Origin of the sequence: Acidovorax sp. JHL-9 (assembly GCF_000426205.1) — a bacterium.
GTDB lineage: Bacteria > Pseudomonadota > Gammaproteobacteria > Burkholderiales > Burkholderiaceae_C > Acidovorax > Acidovorax soli.
Genome location: NZ_AUEX01000022.1, coordinates 51,247 through 69,871, shown reverse-complemented (window position 1 = coordinate 69,871; position 18,625 = coordinate 51,247). Strand labels below are relative to the sequence as shown.

Genomic DNA, 18,625 nt, shown 5'->3' with positions numbered 1-18,625 from the left:
TCGTGTGGGCCTTGCTGGCGCACGATCGCAGCTATGAGCCAGGCTACGTGCGAGAGCAGGCCTGAGCCACAAAAACCGCGGCCAGAAACAAGAGCAGGAGAAAACCACCGATTGCTCAAGCAATCATGCAGTGATGGCAAGACAGGTCAGACCGTGGTGGATGCAATCCGATAAGAGCATGGCACTTCGAGTGCGCTGAACCGATAGGACATTCACCAGCGACTCCCATCAGGGACCGTGGCTGGCGCCACAGAAAGTCCGGATATACGGGTGCAATCTTTACTGTCTTGACTTCAGTGAGTGAGGGCTTGGCTTATTCGGGGCGTCCATATAAGGCTCTTATGCCGAGGGTGCTTCGATGCTCGCCAGGCAGGTGCATTTCAGCCAGGCCACCGCAACGTCAGCGGCGCGGGATAATCACGGATTGACCCACCCTTTTGACTTGGCCGCCGCCCCGGGGCGCGGCCCCCGCCTGCATGTCCGCACCCTTTCTTGCCGAAACCCGGCGCCGCCGCACCTTTGCCATCATTTCCCACCCCGACGCCGGTAAAACGACGTTGACGGAAAAACTGCTGCTGTTCTCGGGTGCGATCCAGATCGCTGGCGCCGTCAAGGGCCGCAAGGCCAGCCGCCACGCCACGTCGGACTGGATGGAGATCGAAAAGCAGCGCGGCATCTCGGTGGCCAGCTCGGTCATGCAGATGCTGTACCGCGACCACGTCATCAACCTGCTCGACACGCCCGGCCACAAGGACTTCTCGGAAGACACCTACCGCGTGCTCACCGCCGTGGACTCGGCCCTGATGGTGATCGACGCCGCCAACGGCGTGGAAGCGCAGACGCGCCGCCTGATCGAGGTCTGCCGCCAGCGCGACACGCCCATCATCACCTTCGTGAACAAGATGGACCGCGAGGTGCGCGACCCGCTGGACATCCTGGACGAGGTCGAGCGCGAGCTGGGCATGCCCTGCTGTCCCATCACCTGGCCGGTGGGCCAGGGCAAGAGTTTTGGCGGCATCATCAACCTGCGCACGCAGAGCATGACGGTGTTCACCCCCGGCAGCGACCGGGGCCCGAAAGACTTCGAGGTGATCCCGCTGGCCGAGGCCGACCGGCTGCGCCAGCGCTTTGGCCAGACCTTTGACGATGCCCTGGAGAGCATGGAACTGGCCGTCGGCGCCTCGGCCGCCTGGAACCGCGAAGATTTTCTGGCCGGCAAGCTCACGCCCGTGTTCTTCGGCTCCGGCGTGAACAACTTCGGCGTGATGGAGGTGCTGGACGCCGTGGTGGACATGTCCCCCCCGCCCGGCCCGCGCACCAGCACGCTGCAGGTCAACAAGCAAGCGGTTGTCAAAGTCATCCAGCCCGAAGACGAAGGCTTCGCCGGCGTGGTCTTCAAGGTGCAGGCCAACATGGACGCCAACCACCGCGACCGCATCGCCTTCGTGCGCGTGGCCTCGGGCAAGTACACCCCTGGCATGAAGCTCAAGGTGCAGCGCACCGCCAAGGAACTGCGCCCGACCAGCGTGGTGACCTTCATGAGCCAGCGCCGCGAGGCGGTGGAAGAGGCCTACGCGGGCGACATCATCGGCTTTACCACGCACGGCGGCGTGCAGCTGGGGGACACGATCACCGACGGCGCCAACCTGCAGTTCACGGGGCTGCCGTTCTTCGCGCCCGAGCTGTTCATGACCGTCATCCTGAAGAACCCGCTGCGCACCAAGCAGCTGCAGCAGGGCCTGGCGCAGCTGGGCGAGGAAGGCGCCATCCAGGTCTTCCGGCCCGACGTGGGCGGCCCTATGCTGCTGGGCGCCGTGGGCCAGCTGCAGTTTGAAGTGGTGCAGCACCGCCTGAAGGCCGAATACGACGCCGATGTGCGCCTGGAAGGCTGCCAGTACACCGGCGCGCGCTGGATCACCGCCGACAGCCCGGCCGACCTGCGCGCCTTCACCGACGCCTATCCCATGCGCCTGTCGCACGATGCGGCCAACGCATTGGCCTACCTGTGCACCTCGCCGTATGACGTGCGGCTGGCGCAGGAGCGGTTTCCGAAAATCCACTTCCATCCGCTGCGCGAGCACGCGGGCCTGGCGCTGGACAGCAACCACTGACAGCGGTGGCCATGACGGCATGGATGCGCGCCCTGAGCGAATGGCCGGTGCCGGCGCCTGGGCAACTGCTGGGCGTTTTCACCGACATCGACGACACCCTGACCACCGACGGCGCCATCACGCCCGATGCGCTCCAGGCCCTGGCGGCGCTCCAGGCCGGCGGCCTGCATGTGATCCCCATCACCGGCCGGCCCGTGGGCTGGAGCGAGCCATTTGCCGCCACCTGGCCCGTGGATGCCATCGTGGCGGAAAACGGCGCCGTGGCGTTGCTGCGCGTTGCCAACGGCTTGAATGGAAGCGGGCTCCCACCCAATCAGGACCATCGCGGACAGCTCTCAAAAACATACCAGCAGGACCCTGCCACGCGGGTGGCCAACTACGCGCGCATGCAGCAGGTTCTGGCGCAGATCGAGCGCGAGGTGCCCGGCGCCCGCCGCGCCACGGACTCGCCGGGCCGCGAGACCGACATCGCCATCGATCACAGCGAATTCACCCATCTGCCGCAGGACGCCATCGCCCACGCGCTGCGCATCATGCGCAGCGCGGGCATGAACGCCACGGTGAGCAGCATCCACATCAACGGCTGGTTTGGCGCACACAACAAGCTCGAAGGCGCCCGCTGGATCGTGCGCGAACTGTTCGGGCGCGACCTGGATGCAGAGATCGGCCGCTGGGTGTATGTGGGCGACTCCACCAACGACCAGCTCATGTTCCAGCATTTTCCCCACAGCGTGGGTGTGGCCAACATTGCACGCTTTGTGCCGCAACTGGCGCATCTGCCGCGTTACGTGACACAGCGCGAGCGCGGCGCGGGTTTTGCGGAGGTCGCGCGCGCGGTGCTGGCGACACATTGATGCCATCCGGCAAGGCCGGCGGTGCCCCGGCACACCCAAGCTGCGCTAGAGTTCGGCATGGACTTGATCAACACACTCCGACACTGGCAGGCCATCGACCGGACACGGGCACGCCTGCCCAGCGAGAATCTCATGGTCGCCGGCCTTGGGCTGGCCCTGATCGCCGTATCCCTGCGCTCGGAACGCCGCGGCACGGCCGCGCTGCAGGCCGCCGCCGGAGGTGCACTGATCTTGCGGGCCGCCCGTGGCAGCAACTACCTGACGCGCAATCCCGACCCGCGCATCAGCGGGGCCTGGGATGCCCACCTGGAAGACGCCCGGGAACTGGGCCTGGATTGAGCGGCCTGAAAAGACTGGACGTCTTTTCTGGCCATTGCGCCCGCAACACCCGCGGAAATAGCTATCCAACAAATAGCATTACTGCACCTTCGCCAGGCCCAGCTTCTCCACCAGCGCCTTCTCGCGCGCAAAAGTGTCCTGCGCGAACTTCTGGTACGCCGCCGTGCCCATGTAAATGGGCACCATGTCATAGCGCGCCAGCGCCGTGCGATAGCTCTCTTGCTCCATGGCCTGCTTGAACGCGTCGTGCAGGCGCTTGACCACGGGCGCTGGCGTGCCCTTGGGCGCACCGATGCCGAACGGCGAGTTCTGCACGATGTCCAGGCCCAGTTCCTTGAGCGTGGGCGCATCCGGAAACTTGGCCAGACGTTCGGCGCCCCAGGTGTTGAGCACGCGCAGCTTGCCCGCTTCGACCTGCGGGGCAAAGCCCGTGGAATCGGCTGCCGCCATGATGTTGCCGCCCAGAATGGATTGCATCAGGTCGGCACTGCCCTTGTAGGGCACATGCAGCAGTTCGAGACCGAGCTTTTGCGCGATCAGTTCGGTCGTCAGGTGCGGGCTGGTCATGGTGCCGGTCGAGCCATAGCTGAGCTTGCCCGGATTGGCCTTGGCCCAGGCCACGAAGTGCGTCCAGGTCTTCAGTGGTGAATCGGCCGGCACCACGATGCCGAACGCATAGCCGGTGACGTTGAGCACATAGCTGATGTCCTTGACCGGGTCCCAGTTGATCTTGGTGGTGTAGGGCAGGCGGAACACGCCCAGGGGAATCTGGGCGATGGTGTAGCCGTCAGCCGCCACCCCTTGCAAGGCTTGCGCCGGCAGCGTGCCTCCGGCACCGGGCTTGTTTTCCACGATCACGGGCTGGCCCAGGATGCGGCCGGCGTTTTCAGCCAGCACGCGCATGGTGATGTCGGTGGGGCCGCCTGCGGGGAAGGCGATCACGAGCTTGATCGGCTTGACCGGAAAGTTCTGGGCGCTGGCGGTGCCCAGGGAGGCGGCGGCCATGGCGGCTGCGCCCCATTGGATGATGTGTCGGCGTTGCATCTGGCGATCCTCAAGAGACGGAAAACCCCCATTGGAGCGCAATGGCCGCGCCGCGGCACTAAGGAAAGCACTGAGCGGCTGTCGCCAAGGCGGCAGCGGATGGAGACCACGCTCAGTACCGCTGGGGTACGTACATCTCGGCGGGCACCGGCAGGCGCAGGTATTCGGGGTTGCGCTCCCGCGCAGGCAGCTCCACCGGGGCGTGCGGCACTTCGTGGTACGGCAGCTGGTCCAGCAGGTGCGCAATGCAGTTCAGGCGCGCCTTTTTCTTGTCCACCGCCTGCACCACCCACCAGGGCGCCTCGGGGATGTGGGTGCGCTCCAGCATGGTTTCCTTGGCCTTGGTGTAGGCCTCCCAGCGCACGCGGCTTTCCAGGTCCATGGGGCTCAGTTTCCACTGCTTGAGCGGGTCGTGGATGCGGCCCAGAAAGCGCAGGTGCTGCTCGTCGTCGGTGATGGAAAACCAGTACTTGATGAGCGTGATGCCCGAGCGCACGAGCATCTTCTCGAACTCGGGCACGGTGCGGAAGAACTCTTCGTATTCGTCGTCGGTGCAAAAACCCATCACGCGCTCGACACCCGCGCGGTTGTACCAGCTGCGGTCGAACAGCACCATCTCGCCTGCGGCGGGCAGGTGCGCCACATAGCGCTGGAAGTACCACTGCGTGCGCTCGCGGTCGTTGGGCGCAGGCAGCGCGGCCACGCGCACCACACGCGGGTTCAGGCGCTGGGTGATGCGTTTGATGACACCGCCCTTGCCGGCGGCATCGCGCCCCTCGAACAGGATCACCACTTTCTTGCGCGTGTGCTGCACCCAGTCCTGGAGCTTGACCAGCTCGCCCTGCAGGCGAAACAGCTCCCTGAAATAGGCCTGGCGCTCCCCCCGGTCGGCGACATGGCGGCCTTCCAGTTCGTCGAGGCCGCGGTCTTCCAGCTCCAGTTCGATCTCTTCGTCGTAGCTGTCCACCAGGTCGCTCGCGATGCGCCGCATCAGGTCGTCGTGGTCATTCAGTGCACTGGGCAGCGTCATGGGAATGGGGTCCTAGAAAGAACAGGCCATGCTGCCAACACCCCATGACATCCCCATGTCAATGGAATGATGCCGTTCGTGGTCACCCCCCCGCCTCCGCGCCTTTATGGCAAGCCGATCCAGTACGCCAGCACGATCAGCGCCAGCACCAGCGCCAGCCAGCCCGCCACCAGCCAGCGCCACAAGGCGGGCGCATGCCGCAGCTCGAGAAAATCCAGGCACACCAGCAAGCCCTTGGCAAAAGCCAGGGCAAACATGGCCAGCACAGGCCCCATGGAGCCGTGGCCGGTCAGGCCCGCCTCGCCAATCCAGTAAGTGGCGGCGGTGATGGCCAGCAAGATCCACCAGATCCGGGTGAGAGAAAGAGCACGCATTTTCACGGTCCTCAACGCATCACATAAACCAGCGGAAACAACACGATCCACAGCAGATCGACCATGTGCCAGAACGCGGCCCCCGTTTCCAGGGCGTGGCAATCATGGCTGCCGTAGCGCCCGCGCCGCGTTTTCACCCACAGATAGCCCAGCGCCAGCATGCCCACCACCACATGCAGGAAGTGGAAGCCGGTCAAGAGGATGTAGAACATGTAGAAAGTATTGGTCGACAGGTCCACACCAGCGGCCAGCTTCTGCGCGTATTCGCCCAGCTTGACCACCACAAAGCCGCCCCCGCAGGCCAGCGCTCCCAGCAGCCAGCGCGCGCCCACCGCCGAGGCGTCGCGCCGCACGGCGGCCACCGCGCTGGCCACGCACCAGCTGCCCGAGATCAGCAGCACGGTGTTGAGCGCACCGGCGTTCAGGTTGAGCGTGGCTTGCGAGGCATTGAAAAGCGCCACCTCCCGTGTACGGGCAAAGGCAAAGGACACAAAGAGGATGGCAAAGGTCAGCAGCTCCAACAGGATGACCAGCCAGACCCCCAGGTCACCACGGAGCCTGGGCGCGGCCTCCTGCAAAGGTGCACGGGGGCCAACACCGCCGGCAGCACCCGACACCGGGGGCGCCACCCGGCCCGCAGGTGGATAAGTCGAGGAAATAGGGTCATGCATGAAACACATCCTGTCTGACGGTCCGCCGCCGTTCGCGGGGGAGTTGCACGCAAGCAACTCCGGATTGACATTCTTTTCGCGCAATGCACTCAGAGGCGCTGGATCAATGTAAGATTCATTCCGAATGAATCTTATTGATTCTAATCAACCATTCGGCCCGCTAAGTCATTACGATGCGGATTCATCACTGCATGAGGTACACCATGAGTCAAGGCTTCACGAGCCAGATGGCGCGCAACATTTTCTACGGGGGCACGGTCTTTTTCGTGCTCGTGTTTGCGAGTCTCATTTTCCACACCGAGACCAAGATCCCCGAGCGCTCCAAGTCGGGCGAAATCACGGAGGCCGTTGTCCGCGGCAAGCATCTCTGGGAGACGCGCAACTGCATCGGCTGCCATACGCTGCTGGGCGAAGGGGCATATTTCGCACCGGAGCTGGGTAACGTCTATACCCGCCGGGGCCCGGATTTCATCAAGGGCTGGATGAAGGCCATGCCCACGCACACGCCGGGGCGCCGGCAGATGCCGCAGTTCAACTTCACCGAAGCCCAGCTGGACGATCTGGTCGAGTTCCTGCGGTGGACCAATGGCATCGATGCCGAGAAGTGGCCACCCAATATCGAAGGGTAAGCATCTCAGTGCACTGAGATCTCACATTCAAGGACACAAAAATGCAACCCGCAACCCTCAAATACCAATCGCAGTCGGTCGCCAAGCTGTATTTCATCGCGGCGCTGGGACTGTTCACCGGCCAGATCCTCTTCGGTCTGACGCTCGGCCTGCAATACGTGATCGGTGACCTGATGTTCCCGGCCATTCCCTTCAACATCGCCCGCATGGTTCACACCAACCTGCTGATCGTGTGGCTGCTGTTCGGCTTCATGGGCGCCGCCTACTACATGGTGCCCGAAGAGAGTGAAACCGAACTCTGGAGCCCCCTCTTCGCCAAGATACTGTTCTGGATCTTCCTGGCTGCCGGCGCTGCCACCATCCTGGGCTACCTGCTGGTGCCCTATGCCACGCTGGCGCAGATGACCGGCAACGACCTGCTGGCCACCATGGGGCGCGAATTCCTGGAGCAACCCCTGCCCACCAAGGTCGGCATCGTGGTCGTGGCGCTGGGCTTTTTGTTCAACATCAGCATGACCGTGCTGAAGGGCCGCAAGACCGCCATCACCCTGGTGCTGCTGCTCGGCCTGTGGGGCCTGGCGCTGCTGTTCCTGTTCAGCTTCGTCAACCCCAGCAACCTGGTGCGCGACAAGATGTACTGGTGGTTCGTGGTGCACCTGTGGGTGGAAGGCACCTGGGAACTGATCATGGCCTCTCTGCTGGCCTTTGTGCTCATCAAGACCACCGGGGTCGACCGTGAAGTGATCGACAAGTGGATGTACATGATCGTCGCCTTCGCGCTGATCTCGGGCATTCTGGGCACGGGTCACCACTTCTACTTCATCGGCTTGCCGGGCTACTGGCACTGGGTGGGTGGCGTGTTCTCCGCACTCGAACCCATTCCGTTCTTCATGATGACGCTGTTTGCCTTCAACATGGTGCAGCGCCGCCGCCGCGAACACCCCAACCAGGCCGCCGTGCTGTGGGCTGTGGGCACCGCCGTCATCGCCTTCCTGGGCGCAGGCGTCTGGGGCTTCATCCACACGCTGAGCTGGGTCAACTACTACACGCACGGCTCGCAAGTCACTGCGGCCCACGGTCACCTGGCTTTCTACGGCGCCTATGTGCTGGTGGTGCTGGCCCTGATCAGCTACTCCATGCCGCTGATGCGCGGCCGCGAAGCCAACCCCATGCGCGCCCAGCGTGCCGAGATGTGGAGCTTCTGGATCATGAGCATCGGCATGGCCGTGATGGTGCTGGCACTCAGCGGCGCGGGCATCCTCCAGGTGTGGCTGCAGCGCATGCCGGCCAGCGGCGCAGCCATGTCCTTCATGGCCACCCAGGACCAGCTGGCATTCTTCTACTGGGTGCGTGTGGCCGGTGGCGTGATGTTCCTGATCGGTCTGCTGACCTACCTGTCGAGCTTCTTCATTGGCCCGGCCGCCGATGAACAGGAAGTGGCCGCCATTCCTGGTGGCCGCACACAGCGGGCCTGACCATGGAACATACCCACACTGCGGTTTCGCCGGCTCCGGACACCCGCACTGGCCCGGGCCTGCGGCCCGCGGGTGGGGCCCCGTTCTATGCGCAACAGGGCGCTGAGTGCGCGCTCTTCGAACACTGCTTCACCCAGCAGCTGCCGCTGCTGATCAAAGGCCCCACGGGCTGCGGCAAGACCCGTTTTGTCGAGCACATGGCGGCGCGCCTGGCGCGCCCCCTGATCACTGTTTCGTGCCACGACGACCTGAGCGCGGCCGACCTCGTCGGTCGCCATCTGATCGGACAGGGCAACACCGTCTGGGCCGACGGACCGCTCACCCGCGCCGTGCGCGAAGGCGCCATTTTGTACCTGGACGAAGTGGTGGAGGCCCGCAAGGACACCACCGTCGTGCTGCACCCGCTGGCCGACGACCGGCGCCTGCTGCCCATCGAGCGCACGGGCGAGCTGCTCAAGGCGCCGCCCGAGTTCATGCTCGTCATCTCCTACAACCCGGGTTACCAGAATCTGCTCAAGGGCCTCAAGCCCAGCACACGCCAACGCTTCACCGCGCTGGCGCTGGACTATCCGGCCCCTGCGGTCGAGCGCGCCATCCTGGAGCACGAAGGCCACGCCTCACCGGCACTGGCCGCGCGCCTGGTGCAACTCGCACAGGCCCTGCGCCGCCTCACCGACCACGATCTGGAAGAAACCGCCAGCACCCGCCTGCTGGTCATGGCGGCGCGCCTGGTCGCTTCGGGCCTGCCCCTGCGCGAAGCCTGCCGAGCCGCCGTGGTGGAGGCGCTGACCGACGACACCGAGACCCTGCTCGCACTCAACGAGGTGGTGCGCGCCGTGGTGGGCGATGACGACTAACTCCGTTTCCAGAGCAATCGTGTCTAGGCGCGAAGCCGCAGACAGTGCTGCAGCACGGCAAGGCGAAGCAGCAACGACACGGATGGTCTGGGAGAGGAATGACTGTTCCAGCTGTGCCAGTGCCTCCGGTTGCTCCACCGGAGCCGCCAGGGCCGGCAGCACGCAGGGCGGCAGTGCACCCGCTGCGCAGCCCGCCACCCAGCAGCTGCAGCGGCGCCGGCGCTGGTTCCAGCTCTCCTTTTTCGCCATTTTCTTGCTGGCCCCCGCGCTGAACCTGCTGCGCTTTGACCTCACCGAGACCCAGTTGTGGGTACTGGGGTTTCGCTGGTCCCTGGGCATTGATGCATTCATGCGCGGCGAGGCCAGCGCCATGCAAACGGCATGGTCCATCACCTGGCGCGGCATCCTTCCCGTGCTCACCCTGGTGGTCGGTTTTCTGGCCGTGGCCTACCACTTTGGCCGGCTGTACTGCGGCTGGCTGTGCCCCCATTTTTCGCTGGTCGAAACCCTCAACGACCTGCTGCACCGTGCCACCGGCAAGCTCAGCGTGTGGGACAAATCCCCCACGCCGCGCCCCGGCCGCACCGCCGACAAGCGCTGGTGGCCGGTGTTTCTGGCGGCCTGCCTGGTCTTTGGCTTTGTCTGGGCCATCACGCTGCTCACCTATCTGCTGCCGCCCGCCATGGTCTGGGGCAACCTGGTGCACGGCACGCTCACCCCCAACCAGGCGCGCTTTCTGGCCGTGGGCACGCTGGTCTTCACCCTCGAATTCACCCTCGCGCGACACCTTTTTTGCCGCTACGGCTGTGCCGTGGGCCTGTTCCAAAGCGTCGCCTGGATGGCCAACCCCAAGGCGATGGTGGTGTCGTTCACGCGCAGCCGTGCACGCGAATGCAAGACCTGCGACGCGCCACGCGGCAGCGCCTGCGACCACGCCTGCCCCATGCGCCTGAACCCGCGCAACATCAAGCGCATGATGTTTGCCTGTGTGCAGTGCGGCCAGTGCCTGTCCGCATGCGATACCACGCAGACCGCCCAGGGTCGCACCCCTACCCTTGAATGGAAGGTGGGCCTGGACGCCGTGCGTGAAACCCTGCGCCAGCGGCGCGAGGAGCAGCACTGATGGAAGAATGGATTGGCCAGTGGTGGCACCGCGCCGTCACCCGCGCCGCGGAGCCTGACCGTACCCATGTACAGGTCACCCTGGAAGAAATGCGCCGCAGCATTGCGTTGCTCTACCGCGCCGGCGGCGGTGACGCCGCCGTGCGCGTGACCCCGGTGGCCGACAGCCGCCATGGCGGGCCGCGCGGCTGGCTGCAACGCCTGGCCGGCAGCGGCATCCGCGTGCCCCTGCCGGTTCTCGACTGGGAAACCCTGGCCCTGCCCGCCCAGGTGGCGGTGTTTGACCAGCGCGAACTCAACCGCGAACTCTACCTCTGGCTGGCCGCGCTGGCCGCCGTGTTTGAACCCACGGGCGACTGGATTGCCGACAACCGCGCCGCCACGGCACGGGCGCTGCAGCGCTTTGCCGGCCTGCGCAGCTCCCACGCGCGCCTGGCGCAAGCGCACCTCGCCCAGCGCCCCCCCCTGGCCCGCCTGCGCGCCGACGCAGCACCCTTCGAAGCGGCCGTGCAGGCAGCCCTGCGCGGCGATGACCACGGTCCGCTCTTCGTGGAGCCGCAGCAGGTCGCCCCGGTCTGGCTCTGGTTGACGGCCGGCCTGGGCAACGCCGCGGCGGGCACATCCAGCCACACCGGCGACGGCACGGGCGAGCGCCCTGACGGCGCACCCGATGCCGAAAGCAAGTCGCGCCGCCGCTCGCGCCGTGTAGAACAGAAAGAGGCCCGCAACCCGCTGTTGGTCGCAGCCAAGACCGAGTCCATCACCACCTGGAGCGAGCTGATCCGCCTCGACCGTGGCACCGACGATGAAGTCGATCCCAACGCCACCGCAGCCGCCAACGACATGGACACCTTGTCGCTGGCGCGCGGCGAGCAGACCACGGCCTCGCGCATCAAGTTCGACCTGGACCTGCCCAGCGCCTCGGCCGACGACCTGCCCCTGGGCCCCGGCCGCAAGACCCCCGAATGGGACTGGCGCCGCAGCGTTCTGCAGCCCGAGCACTGCTCGGTGCAATGCTCGGTCGCACGGCCCGGCACGCCTTATGTGCCACCGCAGGCCCTGCGCGCCACGGCGCGGCGCGTGCGCCGGCGCCTGGAAGTGCTGCGCGCCGCACCCCGCTGGCAGGGCGGCCAGACAACCGGCGACGAATTCGACATCGATGCCTGGGTGCGCTTTCAGACCGAATCGCAAGGTGGCGTGCAGCACAGTGACTCGCCCCCGGTGTACATCCGGCGCCAGCGCGCTGAACGCAGCCTGGCCACGCTGCTGCTGGCCGACCTGTCACTCTCCACCGACGCCTACGCCACCGACCACGCCCGCGTGATCGACGTGATCCGCGATGCGCTGTATGTGTTTGGCGAAGCGCTCTCCGGCACGGGCGATGCCTTTGAAATGCTGGGCTTCAGCTCGGTGCGGCGCCAGCATGTGCGCATCCAGCACATCAAGGGCTTTGGCGAGCGCTGGAACGACACCGTGCGCTCCCGGGTGGGGGCACTCAAGCCCGGTTTCTATACCCGCATGGGCGCTGCGGTACGCGACGCCACCCGCCGCCTGGGTGCGCGCCCCGAGCGCCAGCGTCTGCTGCTGGTGCTGACCGACGGCAAGCCCAACGATCTCGACATCTATGAAGGCCGCTATGGCCTGGAAGACACCCGCCATGCGGTGCAGGAAGCGCGCGATGCGGGCCTGATCCCGTTTTGCGTCACCATCGACCAGGAAGCCCACGAGTACCTGCCCATGCTGTTTGGCAGCCAGGGCTATGCGCTGGTGCGGCGCCCCCAGGATCTGGTGCAGCGCCTCACGCAGGCCTGGGTGACGCTGGCGCGCTGAAGCCCTGCGGCACGCGCTGGCGCATTGCTCGGCGCCCTGCGCCCGCACATCGGCATCGCACCCCGCCCCGGCGGCAATCCAGCGCCTGGCCAGCAGCGCGAGCATGCGCAGCACCCAGGGATGCGTCCCATCGAACAGGGTGGGTCACATCCGCGCGGTCAGCGCGCCAGCACGGCTGCCAGGGCCTTGCCGGTGTGCGTGCCTGCCGCCACCACGCCTTCCGGCGTGGCCGCCGCCACGATGCGGCCACCCGCATTGCCGCCCTCCGGTCCCAGGTCCAGGATCCAGTCGGCCTCGGCGATCACATCGAGGTCGTGCTCGATCACCACCACGCTGTGGCCGCCATCGACCAGGCGGTGCAGCACGCGGATGAGCTTGTCCACGTCGGCCATGTGCAGGCCCACGGTGGGTTCGTCCAGCACATACAGCGTGTGCGGCGCCTTCTGGCCCCGGCGGCCGACCTCGTCGCGCACCTTGGTGAGCTCGGTCACGAGCTTGATGCGCTGCGCCTCGCCGCCGGACAGCGTGGGCGAGGGCTGGCCCAGCGTGAGGTAGCCCAGGCCCACGTCCTTGAGCAGCTGCAGCGGGTGCGCGATGCTGGGCATGGTGGCAAAGAAGCCCACGGCCTCGTCCACCTCCATCTGCAGCACGTCGCCAATGCTCTTGCCGCGCCAGGTCACGGCCAGCGTCTCGGGGTTGAAGCGCGCGCCGTGGCAGGTCTCGCAGGGTACCTTCACGTCGGGCAAAAAGCTCATCTCGATCGTGCGCACGCCCGCGCCTTCACAGCTCGCGCAGCGGCCTTCGCCGGTGTTGAAGGAAAAGCGCCCGGCCGCGTAGCCGCGTGCCTTGGCCTCCAGCGTTTCGGCAAACAGCTTGCGGATGGTGTCCCAGAAGCCGATGTAGGTGGCGGGGCAGCTGCGCGGGGTCTTGCCAATCGGCGTCTGGTCCACTTCGAGCACGCGGTCGATGCTCTCGAAGCCCGACAGGCCCGTGCAACCCACCAGTGGCGGCGCCTTGCCTGCGTCCATCGCATCACGGCCCGCCTTGGTACTGCGCTGCTGCACCCAGGCCTGCACGTTGGCCAGCAGCACGTCGCGCGCCAGCGTGGACTTGCCCGAGCCGCTCACGCCCGTCACCGCCACCAGGCGGTGCAAGGGCACGGTGGCCGTCACGTTCTGCAGGTTGTGCAGCTGCGCGCCATGCACCGTGAGCCAGCGCATGGCGGCGCGCTCCCTGGCCTCGGCGAGTGCGTCGGCGGCCAGCGCTGCAGCCTGGGCGGCGCGCTTCTTCACTGCCGCGCTCTGCCGACCGGTTGGCGCTGCCGCCTCGGCCTGGGCGAAAGCCGCCGTGGCCTCGGCGCTGACCTCGCTGGCCACCATGCTGCGGCGCAGTTGCAGCGGGTGCTTCATGGCGTGCAGCAGGTAGCGGCCGGTTTGCGAATCTTCGGCGCCCGTGATGTCGGCCACGCTGCCCTGCGCCACCAGGCGCCCGCCGCGCTTGCCCGCGCTGGGGCCGATGTCGATGATGTGGTCGGCGCGGCGGATCGTGTCCTCGTCGTGCTCCACCACCACCAGCGTGTTGCCCTTGTCGCCGAGCTTGTGCAGGGCGTTGAGCAAAATCTGGTTGTCGCGCGCATGCAGGCCGATGGTGGGCTCGTCGAGCACGTAGCACACGCCCTGCAGGTTGCTGCCCAGCTGCGCTGCCAGGCGGATGCGCTGGGCCTCGCCACCGCTGAGCGTGGGCGCGCCCCGGTCCAGCGTGAGGTAGCCCAGGCCCACTTCTTCGAGGAATTCGAGGCGGCTCTGGATCTCTGGCACCAGGTCGCGCGCGATGTCGGCCTCGCGGGCCGTCATGCCGCCTTCGGTGCGCAAGGATTCCACCCAGCGGCGCACGTCCGTGACGGACAGGGCTGCAATGTCGGTGATGCCCACGCCCGCAAACCGCACGGCGCGGGCCGTGGGATTGAGCCGCGTGCCACTGCAGCTCGGGCATGCGGTATCGGCCAGGTCTTCCACCTCGGGCTCGGCAAAGGTCTGCTCGCGGCCTTTTTCCTTGTCGTCCTGCACCGAGTCGTCGAACACCTTGCGCTGGTCCTTGGTGAGCTTGACGCCCGTGCCCACGCAGTCGGGGCACCAGCCGTGCTTGCTGTTGTAGGAGAAAAGGCGCGGGTCCAGCTCGGCATAGCTGGTGGCGCACACGGGGCAGGCACGCTTGGTGGAGAACGCCTGCAGCTGGCCTATGCCAGCGGTGGCAGCTCCGCTCTCCATGGCGGCGGCCAATGTGCCGATGCTGCTCAGCACATGCACCACGCCCTTGCCGTGCGTGAGCGCATCCGCCAGTGCTGCACGCAACGCAGCCTCGTTCTCGGGCAAGACATCGAGGCTGGCCACGGGCAGCTCGATGGTGTGCTCCTTGAAGCGGTCGATGCGCGGGAAATTGGTGGTGGGCAGGAAGTTGCCGTCCACCCGCAGGTGCGTGTAGCCGCGCGGGCGCGCCCAGTCGGCCAGCTCGGTGTACACGCCCTTGCGGTTCATCACCAGGGGGCTCAGCAGTCCGATGTGCTGGCCGCGGAACTGGGTGAGCAATTGCGCGGCGATGCTCTCGGGCGTCTGCGGCTGCACGGCGGCGCCGTCCTTGACGCAGTGCTGCGTGCCAAGCTTGACGTACAAGAGGCGCAGAAAGTGCCACACCTCGGTGGTGGTGCCCACGGTGGACTTGCGCCCGCCGCGTGACAGGCGCTGCTCGATGGCGACGGTGGGCGGGATGCCGTAGACCGCATCCACCTCCGGCCGCCCGGCCGGCTGCACGATGGAACGCGCATAGGCGTTGAGCGATTCGAGGTAGCGGCGCTGGCCTTCGTTGAACAGGATGTCGAACGCCAGCGTGGACTTGCCCGAGCCGCTCACACCCGTCACCACGTTGAATTGGCCGCGCGGGATGTCCACGCTCAGGTTCTGGAGGTTGTGTTCCTTGGCATTGACGATCTCAATGGCATTTTTGGCCGCTGGCGCTTGATTCATGAGCGCAAGTCGCTCCGATTGGCGCAGTACAGCGGCTTTTTCATGCACCGAATGGCCGCCCACGCCCAGCGCCAGTTCGTAGTCGCGCAGCGCCTGCCCGGTGTGTGAAGTGGCATGCGCCCGCACGTCTTCGGGCGTGCCCTCGGCCACGATCAGGCCACCCGCATCGCCGCCTTCGGGACCCAGGTCGATGAGCCAGTCGCTCGCGCGGATCACGTCCAGGTTGTGCTCGATGACGATGAGCGAGTGCCCCGCATCGATGAGCTTGCGCAGCGCACGCATGAGCTTGGCGATGTCGTCAAAGTGCAGGCCCGTGGTGGGCTCGTCGAATAAAAACAGCGTGCCCTTGCGTGCGACGGCTTGGCGGGATTTGGAGGCTGTCTTCGCCGCCTCGGCCAGGAAGCCTGCCAGCTTGAGGCGCTGCGCTTCACCGCCGGACAAGGTCGGCACCGGCTGGCCCAGCGCCACGTATTCCAGCCCCACGTCCACGATGGGCTGCAGCGCGCGGATCACGTCGCGGTCGTTGACGAACAAGGCTGCGGCTTCGGCCACGGTCAACGCCAGCACATCGGCCACATTCAAGGTCCGTCCACCCCGCTCGATGGCGATCTCCAGGATCTCGGGCCGGTAGCGCTTGCCATCGCAGTCCGGGCAGCGCAGGTACACGTCCGACAAAAACTGCATCTCCACATGCTCGAAGCCCGAGCCGCCGCAGGTGGGGCAGCGCCCGTCGCCGCTGTTGAAGCTGAACTTGGCGGCGGTGTAGCTGCGCTGCTTGGACAGCGGCGCCACGGCGAAGAGTTCGCGGATGCTGTCCCAGGCACCCACATAGCTCACGGGGTTGGAGCGGGCCGTCTTGCCAATCGGCGACTGGTCAACGAACACCACATCCGACAGGTGGTCGGCGCCCAGCATGCGGTCGTGCGCGCCCGGCGCATCGGTGGCCTTGCCGAAGTGGCGCAGCAGTGCGGGGGCCAGCACGTCCTGGATCAGGCTGGACTTGCCGGAGCCGCTCACGCCCGTCACCGTGACCAGGCGCTGCAGCGGGAATTCCACCGTCACATCGCGCAGGTTGTGCTCGCGTGCCCCTTCGAGGATGAGGCGCGGCGTGGCGTCGGTCACCATGCGCTTGAAGCCGAAGCCCACATGCTTGCGCCCGCCCAGGTACGCACCCGTGAGCGTGTCGGCCTTGCGCAAATCGGCCGTGGTGCCGTCGAACACGATCTGCCCGCCCAGGCGGCCGGGGCCGGGGCCCATGTCGATCATGCGGTCGGCCGCGAGCATCACGGCCGGGTCGTGCTCCACCACCACCAGGGTGTTGCCCGCATCGCGCAAGCGCAGCATGGCCTCGGTGATGCGGTGCATGTCGCGCGGGTGCAGGCCGATGCTGGGCTCATCCAGCACGAACAGCGTGTTGACCAGGCTGGTGCCCAGCGCCGTGGTCAGGTTGATGCGCTGCACCTCGCCGCCGGACAGCGTACGGCTTTGGCGGTCCAGCGTGAGGTAGCCAATGCCCACGTCGCACAGGTATTGGAGGCGCGTGGTGATTTCTTCGTGCAGCAGTTTGAGCGCCTGCGCATCGCCACCCTTGGCATCGTCACCCACGGGCAACTGCATGCGCGCAAAGAACTGGCGCAGGCGGGCTATGGGCAGCAGCATCAGGTCGTGCAGGCACAGGCCCGGCAGCGCCTCGAGCTGCTCGCGCGACCATTGCACGCCCTCGGGTAGGAAGCGCTGAAACTGTTGGCCCCCACGCTCGGCACTATCGTGTCCTCGCTGCCCCCCAAGGGTGCTGCCGCCGCTTGGGGCGGCCCGGCGCAGCGGCGGCTCCAGCACCGCGTCGGCGTCTTCCTTGCGGCCGATGCGCCAGAGCAGGCTCTCGGTCTTGAGGCGCGCACCCGCGCAGGTGGGGCACGGCGTGTAGCTGCGGTACTTGGACAAGAGCACGCGGATGTGCATCTTGTAGGCCTTGCTTTCCAGGTACTCAAAGAACCGCTGGATGCCGTACCACTGCTGGTTCCACTTGCCGTTCCAGTGCGGCGAACCGTGGATGACCCATTTCTTCTGGTCGTCGGTGAGCTTGTTCCAGGGCGTGTCGCGCGGGATGCCGGCCGTCTCGGCATGGCGCATGAGGTCGTCCTGGGCCTCTTTCCATGCGGGGGTCTGGATGGTCTTGATGGCCCCGGCACGCAGCGTGAGCTTGTCGTTGGGGATGACGAGGCCGTAATCCACGCCGATCACGCGGCCAAAACCCCGGCAGCTGTCACACGCGCCCACGGCGGAATTGAACGAGAAGGCCGACGGGATGGGGTCGCTGTAGCGCAGGTCGCTGTCGGGGCAGTGCAGGCCGGTGGAAAAGCGCCACAGCTCAGGCTCGCCCTCATCCACCAGCCGGTACACGTTCAACCGCCCTGTGCCGCGCTTGAGCGCGACCTCGATGGCCTCGATCACCCGAGACTTCTCGGCATGGCCCAGCCGGAACCGGTCCGCCACCACATCGAGCACCCTGCGAGGGCCGGTGGGGGTAGCCATTTCGCGCTCGGCCTGCACCTTGGTGAAGCCGCTGGCGGACAGCCATTGCTCCACCTGTTCGGCCGAGGTGTTGGCGGGGAGTTCGACCGGGAAGGTCAACACGATGCGTGGATCACCGGCGGCGGTGCAACGCGTGGCCAGCTCGGCATAGATGGTCTCGGGCGAGTCGTGCCTGACGGGCTGTGCGGTCTGCTTGTCGAACAGCTGCCCCGCGCGTGCGAACAGCAGCTTCAGGTGGTCGTTCAGCTCCGTCATCGTGCCCACGGTGGAGCGGCTGGAGCGCACCGGGTTGGTCTGGTCGATGGCAATGGCCGGCGGCACACCCTCTACCTTGTCCACGGCGGGCTTGTCCATGCGGTCCAGGAACTGGCGCGCATAGGCGCTGAAGGTTTCCACATACCGGCGCTGGCCCTCGGCATACAGCGTGTCGAAGACCAGGCTCGACTTGCCTGAACCGCTGGGGCCCGTGACCACCGTCAGTTCGCCCGTGCGGATGTCCAGGTCCAGGTTCTTGAGGTTGTGCTGGCGTGCGCCGCGGATACGGATCAGTCCCTGGGTCATGGAGGCGGTCTTTCGGGTGTGAGGCGGGACATTCTAGAGACGCACTCGGTGTTTTCGCCTGCATGCGCCGATTACCCCCGAGGCGCACTGCGGCGCTTTTGGCCGTGGACAAAGCAGGTGCCATGGAGCCGTTGCTGGCGGAAAGCAGGTGTTCCGGCCCGACACATCGGTTTAGA

13 protein-coding genes are annotated in these 18,625 nt (G+C 66.4%); 8 read left to right on the top strand and 5 right to left on the bottom strand.

Features of this window, described 5'->3' with window-relative positions:
* Positions 1-476 precede the first annotated feature (476 nt).
* Genes K225_RS0114280 through K225_RS20860 form a run of 3 tightly spaced genes read left to right on the top strand, consistent with a single transcriptional unit; the run spans position 477 to position 3,304 of the window.
* Positions 477-2,111, top strand: a complete 1,635-nt coding sequence (locus K225_RS0114280; RefSeq protein ID WP_026437052.1) for a peptide chain release factor 3 — start codon at positions 477-479, stop codon at positions 2,109-2,111.
* A gap of 23 nt (positions 2,112-2,134) precedes the next feature.
* The gene (locus tag K225_RS0114275; protein WP_026437051.1) at positions 2,135-2,965 is read left to right on the top strand and encodes an HAD-IIB family hydrolase; all 831 of its coding nucleotides are present in this window, start codon (positions 2,135-2,137) and stop codon (positions 2,963-2,965) included.
* A 57-nt stretch (positions 2,966-3,022) separates the two neighbouring features.
* Entirely contained in the window at positions 3,023-3,304 is a 282-nt protein-coding gene (locus K225_RS20860) for a hypothetical protein (RefSeq protein WP_034712785.1), read from the top strand.
* Between the two features lie 78 nt (positions 3,305-3,382).
* Here the strand turns inward: K225_RS20860 and K225_RS0114265 are convergent, their stop codons facing one another.
* From K225_RS0114265 to K225_RS0114250, 4 genes are all read right to left on the bottom strand, one after another.
* Positions 3,383-4,348, bottom strand: coding sequence for a tripartite tricarboxylate transporter substrate binding protein (locus tag K225_RS0114265; protein ID WP_026437050.1), 966 nt, complete (start codon positions 4,346-4,348; stop codon positions 3,383-3,385).
* Positions 4,349-4,460: 112 nt separating this feature from the next.
* Positions 4,461-5,378 (bottom strand): polyphosphate kinase 2, encoded by a 918-nt coding sequence (gene ppk2 / locus K225_RS0114260; protein WP_026437049.1) that lies wholly within the window; start codon positions 5,376-5,378, stop codon positions 4,461-4,463.
* 104 nt (positions 5,379-5,482) lie between these two features.
* Positions 5,483-5,752: a cytochrome C oxidase subunit IV family protein gene (locus K225_RS0114255; protein ID WP_026437048.1), complete on the bottom strand. Its 270-nt coding sequence runs from the start codon at positions 5,750-5,752 to the stop codon at positions 5,483-5,485.
* Positions 5,753-5,763: 11 nt separating this feature from the next.
* Positions 5,764-6,423 (bottom strand): cytochrome c oxidase subunit 3 family protein, encoded by a 660-nt coding sequence (locus K225_RS0114250; RefSeq protein ID WP_238323238.1) that lies wholly within the window; start codon positions 6,421-6,423, stop codon positions 5,764-5,766.
* A gap of 203 nt (positions 6,424-6,626) precedes the next feature.
* On the opposite strand from K225_RS0114250, the gene K225_RS0114245 reads away from it, so the two are divergent.
* The 5 genes from K225_RS0114245 (at position 6,627) to K225_RS0114225 (ending at position 12,336) form a co-directional block, all read left to right on the top strand.
* Positions 6,627-7,052, top strand: coding sequence for a cytochrome c (locus tag K225_RS0114245; RefSeq protein WP_026437046.1), 426 nt, complete (start codon positions 6,627-6,629; stop codon positions 7,050-7,052).
* Between the two features lie 41 nt (positions 7,053-7,093).
* Positions 7,094-8,527, top strand: coding sequence for a cbb3-type cytochrome c oxidase subunit I (locus K225_RS0114240; RefSeq protein WP_026437045.1), 1,434 nt, complete (start codon positions 7,094-7,096; stop codon positions 8,525-8,527).
* A 2-nt stretch (positions 8,528-8,529) separates the two neighbouring features.
* Positions 8,530-9,384, top strand: coding sequence for a CbbQ/NirQ/NorQ/GpvN family protein (locus tag K225_RS0114235; RefSeq protein ID WP_081679698.1), 855 nt, complete (start codon positions 8,530-8,532; stop codon positions 9,382-9,384).
* Positions 9,385-9,466: 82 nt separating this feature from the next.
* A complete protein-coding gene (locus K225_RS0114230) occupies positions 9,467-10,507 on the top strand; it encodes a 4Fe-4S binding protein (RefSeq protein WP_026437043.1) in 1,041 nt (346 codons plus the stop codon).
* Positions 10,507-12,336 (top strand): nitric oxide reductase activation protein NorD, encoded by a 1,830-nt coding sequence (locus K225_RS0114225; protein ID WP_026437042.1) that lies wholly within the window; start codon positions 10,507-10,509, stop codon positions 12,334-12,336. The genes K225_RS0114230 and K225_RS0114225 overlap by 1 nt, the downstream gene beginning before the upstream one ends.
* 158 nt (positions 12,337-12,494) lie before the next feature.
* On the opposite strand, the gene K225_RS0114220 is transcribed toward K225_RS0114225, so the two are convergent.
* Complete coding sequence (locus K225_RS0114220; RefSeq protein ID WP_026437041.1) at positions 12,495-18,449, bottom strand: excinuclease ABC subunit UvrA; 5,955 nt, start codon at positions 18,447-18,449, stop codon at positions 12,495-12,497.
* Positions 18,450-18,625 lie beyond the last annotated feature (176 nt).

What these genes read in the sequence shown, in the direction of transcription:
- K225_RS0114280 (WP_026437052.1), top strand. Translation starts at nt 477, where the DNA reads ATGTCCGCACCCTTTCTTGCCGAAACCCGGCGCCGCCGCACCTTTGCC.
- K225_RS0114275 (WP_026437051.1), top strand. Translation starts at nt 2,135, where the DNA reads ATGCGCGCCCTGAGCGAATGGCCGGTGCCGGCGCCTGGGCAACTGCTG.
- K225_RS20860 (WP_034712785.1), top strand. Translation starts at nt 3,023, where the DNA reads ATGGACTTGATCAACACACTCCGACACTGGCAGGCCATCGACCGGACA.
- K225_RS0114265 (WP_026437050.1), bottom strand. Translation starts at nt 4,348, where the DNA reads ATGCAACGCCGACACATCATCCAATGGGGCGCAGCCGCCATGGCCGCC.
- ppk2 (WP_026437049.1), bottom strand. Translation starts at nt 5,378, where the DNA reads ATGACGCTGCCCAGTGCACTGAATGACCACGACGACCTGATGCGGCGC.
- K225_RS0114255 (WP_026437048.1), bottom strand. Translation starts at nt 5,752, where the DNA reads ATGCGTGCTCTTTCTCTCACCCGGATCTGGTGGATCTTGCTGGCCATC.
- K225_RS0114250 (WP_238323238.1), bottom strand. Translation starts at nt 6,423, where the DNA reads ATGCATGACCCTATTTCCTCGACTTATCCACCTGCGGGCCGGGTGGCG.
- K225_RS0114245 (WP_026437046.1), top strand. Translation starts at nt 6,627, where the DNA reads ATGAGTCAAGGCTTCACGAGCCAGATGGCGCGCAACATTTTCTACGGG.
- K225_RS0114240 (WP_026437045.1), top strand. Translation starts at nt 7,094, where the DNA reads ATGCAACCCGCAACCCTCAAATACCAATCGCAGTCGGTCGCCAAGCTG.
- K225_RS0114235 (WP_081679698.1), top strand. Translation starts at nt 8,530, where the DNA reads ATGGAACATACCCACACTGCGGTTTCGCCGGCTCCGGACACCCGCACT.
- K225_RS0114230 (WP_026437043.1), top strand. Translation starts at nt 9,467, where the DNA reads ATGGTCTGGGAGAGGAATGACTGTTCCAGCTGTGCCAGTGCCTCCGGT.
- K225_RS0114225 (WP_026437042.1), top strand. Translation starts at nt 10,507, where the DNA reads ATGGAAGAATGGATTGGCCAGTGGTGGCACCGCGCCGTCACCCGCGCC.
- K225_RS0114220 (WP_026437041.1), bottom strand. Translation starts at nt 18,449, where the DNA reads ATGACCCAGGGACTGATCCGTATCCGCGGCGCACGCCAGCACAACCTC.